1 tRNA gene and 3 rRNA genes are annotated in these 5,361 nt (G+C 50.9%); all 4 read right to left on the bottom strand.

The window, feature by feature from the left end:
• Positions 1–11 precede the first annotated feature (11 nt).
• Positions 12–129, bottom strand: a 5S ribosomal RNA gene (gene rrf, locus H6G46_RS18280).
• Positions 130–201: 72 nt separating this feature from the next.
• Positions 202–3,085: ribosomal RNA gene (locus H6G46_RS18275) — 23S ribosomal RNA — on the bottom strand.
• A 249-nt stretch (positions 3,086–3,334) separates the two neighbouring features.
• Positions 3,335–3,408, bottom strand: a tRNA-Ile gene (locus tag H6G46_RS18270).
• A gap of 142 nt (positions 3,409–3,550) precedes the next feature.
• Positions 3,551–5,039: ribosomal RNA gene (locus H6G46_RS18265) — 16S ribosomal RNA — on the bottom strand.
• Together the 16S, 23S and 5S rRNA genes with 1 tRNA gene alongside form the textbook arrangement of a ribosomal RNA operon.
• Positions 5,040–5,361 lie beyond the last annotated feature (322 nt).

The raw sequence follows: 5,361 nt of genomic DNA, 5'->3' as shown, positions 1-5,361 counted from the left end.
AAGAAAGAGGAACTTGGCATCGGACTATTGTGCCGTGGGGCAACCCCCAGAGTATCGTCGCCGCTGTCACATTTCACAACCGAGTGCGGGATGGGATCGGAGTGGTTCCATGACGCTAAAGACACCAAGAAAGATTTTTGGGTTTTGCTGAGAAGAAACCCAGAAGACTGCACAAGAAAAGAGAAAGAAAAATGAAGAATAAAGGTCAAGCCCTCGGTCTATTAGTACTCCTCGACTTCATCCATTACTGGACTTCCATCTAGAGCCTATCAACGGGTAGTCTTCCCGTGACCTTACTGGCTTAACACCATGAGAGTACTCATCTTGAGGTGGGCTTCCCACTTAGATGCTTTCAGCGGTTATCCACTCCGCACTTGGCTACCCTGCGTTTACCGTTGGCACGATAACAGGTACACCAGAGGTGCGTACTTCCCGGTCCTCTCGTACTAAGGAAGTCTCCTCTCAATACTCTTACGCCTACACCGGATATGGACCGAACTGTCTCACGACGTTCTGAACCCAGCTCACGTACCGCTTTAATGGGCGAACAGCCCAACCCTTGGGACGTACTACCGCCCCAGGTTGCGATGAGCCGACATCGAGGTGCCAAACCTCCGCGTCGATGTGAACTCTTGGCGGAGATCAGCCTGTTATCCCTAGAGTAACTTTTATCCGTTGAGCGACGGCCCTTCCACTCAGTGCCGTCGGATCACTAAAGCCGACTTTCGTCCCTGTTTGACTTGTCAGTCTCACAGTCAAGCTTCCTTCTGCTTTTACACTCTTCGGCTGATTTCCAACCAGCCTGAGGAAACCTTTGCGCGCCTCCGTTACCTTTTAGGAGGCGACCGCCCCAGTCAAACTGCCCACCTGAAATTGTCCTTCTCCCGGATAACGGGAACAAGTTAGAATTCTAGCCTCACCAGAGTGGTATCTCACCGTTGACTCCATTACTCCCACAAGAGCAACTTCATAGTCTCCCACCTATCCTGCGCAAGCAAAGCCCGAACCCAATTCCAAGCTACAGTAAAGCTTCATAGGGTCTTTCTGTCCAGGTGCAGGGAGTCCGTATCTTCACAGACAATCCTATTTCGCCGAGCCTCTCTCCGAGACAGTGCCCAGATCGTTACGCCTTTCGTGCGGGTCGGAACTTACCCGACAAGGAATTTCGCTACCTTAGGACCGTTATAGTTACGGCCGCCGTTCACCGGGGCTTCAGTCGCTAGCTTCAGGATTACTCCCTGACCAACTTCCTTAACCTTCCGGCACTGGGCAGGCGTCAGCCCCCATACTGCGTCTTACGACTTTGCGGAGACCTGTGTTTTTGGTAAACAGTCGCCTGGGCCTATTCACTGCGACCTCCATTGCTGGAGGCACCCCTTCTCCCGAAGTTACGGGGTAATTTTGCCGAGTTCCTTAGAGAGAGTTACCTCGCGCCCCTTAGTATTCTCTACCTTCCTACCTGTGTCGGTTTCGGGTACAGGTGACTATAAATTAACGTGGTTCGGGCTTTTCTTGGAAGCTTGACATCATGCACTTCGTCTCCGTAGAGACTCCCCATCACACCTCTGCTCAAGACGTTTTCGCCGTCTCTCATCGCCTCGAATGCTTGGACTGGTAACCAACTTCCAGTTGCACTAGCCTTCTCCGTCCCCCGCCACAATCTATAATCAGTACCGGAATATTGACCGGTTGTCCATCGACTACGCCTCTCGGCCTCGCCTTAGGTCCTGACTAACCCTCCGCGGACGAGCCTTCCGGAGGAACCCTTAGGATTTCGGGGTATGGGATTCTCACCCATATTTTCGCTACTCAAGCCGACATTCTCACTTCTGTACTGTCCACACCTGCTTGCCGCTAGTGCTTCACCCTATACAGAACGCTCCCCTACCACTCATATCTGAGTCCACAGCTTCGGTACATCACTTAGCCCCGTTCATTTTCGGCGCAGGAGCGCTTGACCAGTGAGCTATTACGCACTCTTTTAAGGATTGCTGCTTCTAGGCAAACCTCCTGGTTGTCAATGCACTCCCACCTCCTTTCTCACTTAGTGATGATTTGGGGACCTTAGCTGGTGGTCTGGGCTGTTTCCCTTTCGACGATGAAGCTTATCCCCCACCGTCTTACTGGTCGTTTCTTCTTGGGTATTCTGAGTTTGCCTCACTTTGGTACAGCTCTCGCCGCCCGCAGCGAAACAGTGCTTTACCCCCCAAGTTGACTTTACAACCGCTGCGCCTAAACACATTTCGGGGAGAACCAGCTAGCTCCGGGTTCGATTGGCATTTCACCCCTAACCACAGCTCATCCGCTAATTTTTCAACATTAGTCGGTTCGGACCTCCACTTAGTGTTACCTAAGCTTCATCCTGGCCATGGTTAGATCACCCGGGTTCGGGTCTACAAATTGTGACTAACGCCCTATTCAGGCTCGCTTTCACTTTGGCTTCGGTGCAACACACCTTAACCTGCCACAACCTGTAAGTCGCCGGCTCATTCTTCAACAGGCACACGGTCACTCGTTTAATCGAGCTCCCATTGCTTGTAGGCTAACGGTTTCATGTTCTATTTCACTCCCCTCAACGGGGTTCTTTTCACCTTTCCCTCGCGGTACTTTACGCTATCGGTCACACAGTAGTATTTAGCCTTACCGGGTGGTCCCGGCTGATTCAATCGGAATTCCACGAGCTCCGACCTACTCGGGATACAGCTAGGCTGATTCAATTTTCGACTACAGGACTTTCACCTCCTCTGGTGCAGTTTTCAGCTGCTTCGTCTAATCTACTCAGTCCACGTTGCTGTCCCACGACCCCAATCTTCGAAAAGATTGGTTTAGGCTGTTCCCCGTTCGCTCGCCGCTACTTGGAGAATCACTTTTGTTTTCTTTTCCTCTAGCTACTAAGATGTTTCAGTTCACTAGGTTTGCTCTCTCCCGCCTATTTTATTCAGCGGGTAGTTCACTTGGGTTGCCCCATTCGGACACCTCCGGATCAATGCTTGTTTCCAGCTCCCCGAAGCGTTTCGTCGGTAACCACGTCCTTCTTCGCCTCTGTGTGCCAAGGTATCCACCGTTAGCCCTTTGTAGCTTGACCTTTTTAAGATCTTCTTTTTGCTAACTAGGATCATCTTTCCCCCTACCTTCACCGCCCTTCAGTCTCACACTCAGCCAAAAGCCTTGTGGTTAACATCAAAACGGTTAGGAAGAGCAAGATTTTCCCTGCTTTCTCTTTTCTTTATGCAGTTTTCAAGGTCCTTACTGGACTTACATCCAGCATTCCCTCTGACTCTCATCAGACAGGATGCTGAAGGGTTTATCCTTCTCTTTGGCTTTTTTGGTTAGGTGGGCCATTCTGGACTTGAACCAGAGACCTCACCCTTATCAGGGGTGCGCTCTAACCAGCTGAGCTAATAGCCCTTGCCTTTTACCTCGCCTAGGCAATAGTTTGAAAGACTTCTACTCTTTAACCTCTCGGTTAATCCCTTGCTCGACCTTTTGGTTGACCAACTTCTCTCTATTTGCACTTTGCTTTCAAGATGAAGGGGTAAAGGTCTCCCTTAAAGGAGGTGATCCAGCCACACCTTCCGGTACGGCTACCTTGTTACGACTTCACCCCAGTCACTAGCCCTGCCTTCGGCGCCCTCCTCCCTAAGGTTAGAGTAACGACTTCGGGCGTGACCAGCTCCCATGGTGTGACGGGCGGTGTGTACAAGGCCCGGGAACGAATTCACCGCAGTATTCTGACCTGCGATTACTAGCGATTCCTCCTTCATGCAGGCGAGTTGCAGCCTGCAATCTGAACTGAGGCCGGGTTTGATGGGATTCGCTTACTCTCGCGAGCTCGCTGCCCGTTGTCCCGACCATTGTAGTACGTGTGTAGCCCAAGGCGTAAGGGGCATGATGACTTGACGTCATCCCCACCTTCCTCCGGTTTGTCACCGGCAGTCTCTCTAGAGTGCCCAACTTAATGATGGCAACTAAAAACGAGGGTTGCGCTCGTTGCGGGACTTAACCCAACATCTCACGACACGAGCTGACGACAGCCATGCACCACCTGTCTCCTGGCTCCCTAAGGCACTCCCACGTTTCCGCAGGATTCCAGGGATGTCAAGCCTTGGTAAGGTTCTTCGCGTTGCATCGAATTAAACCACATACTCCACCGCTTGTGCGGGCCCCCGTCAATTCCTTTGAGTTTCACACTTGCGTGCGTACTCCCCAGGCGGGATACTTAACGCGTTAGCTTCGGCACGGCTCGGGTCGATACAAGCCACGCCTAGTATCCATCGTTTACGGCTAGGACTACAGGGGTATCTAATCCCTTTCGCTACCCTAGCTTTCGTCCCTCAGTGTCAGTTTCAGCCCAGTAGCACGCTTTCGCCACCGATGTTCTTCCCAATATCTACGCATTTCACCGCTACACTGGGAATTCCTGCTACCCCTACTGTACTCTAGTCTTGCAGTTTCCACCGCTCCTATGGAGTTAAGCTCCATTCTTTAACGGCAGACTTGCATAACCACCTACGGACGCTTTACGCCCAATAATTCCGGATAACGCTTGCATCCTCCGTATTACCGCGGCTGCTGGCACGGAGTTAGCCGATGCTTATTCATCAGGTACCGTCAGAACTTCTTCCCTGATAAAAGAGGTTTACAATCCAAGGACCTTCCTCCCTCACGCGGTATTGCTCCGTCAGGCTTTCGCCCATTGCGGAAAATTCCCCACTGCTGCCTCCCGTAGGAGTCTGGGCCGTGTCTCAGTCCCAGTGTGGCTGCTCATCCTCTCAGACCAGCTACTGATCGTTGCCATGGTAGGCTCTTACCCCACCATCTAGCTAATCAGACGCGAGCCCATCTTCAGACGATAAATCTTTCACCTTTCGGCACATTGGGTATTAGCAGTCGTTTCCAACTGTTGTCCCCATTCTGAAGGTAGGTTCTCACGTGTTACTCACCCGTCCGCCACTAAGTTCCGAAGAACTCCGTTCGACTTGCATGTGTTAGGCATACCGCCAGCGTTCATCCTGAGCCAGGATCAAACTCTCCATTGTGTTAAAAATAACCAATTTATAAGTTTCGGCTCTTTTCTATTGCTATTTCTTCCGACTTGAGTTACACTCTTTGTCAAGTAGAAACAGACTTTGGTTTGTTAATTGAATTAACAAGGGTCTGGTTTCTGTCTCTCAAACTATTTCTTTGTCTAGGTTCGGGGCGCTTTCGAGTCGCTTTCGCTCTCAACCGCGCATTTATCAATATACGGAATACCGCAAGAAAAGTCAACACCTTTTCACAAAATATTTTTCAAAATCCCTGAATCACAGTCATAGTAACGGCTTCAACCATAGAAAAAAACTTCGCTCGACACCGGTAACT

This window comes from Synechocystis sp. FACHB-908, from assembly GCF_014698595.1.
Lineage (GTDB): Bacteria > Cyanobacteriota > Cyanobacteriia > Cyanobacteriales > Microcystaceae > Synechocystis.
Note: the sequence above shows the minus strand (reverse complement) of the source record. Positions and strands in the feature narration are given on the sequence as shown.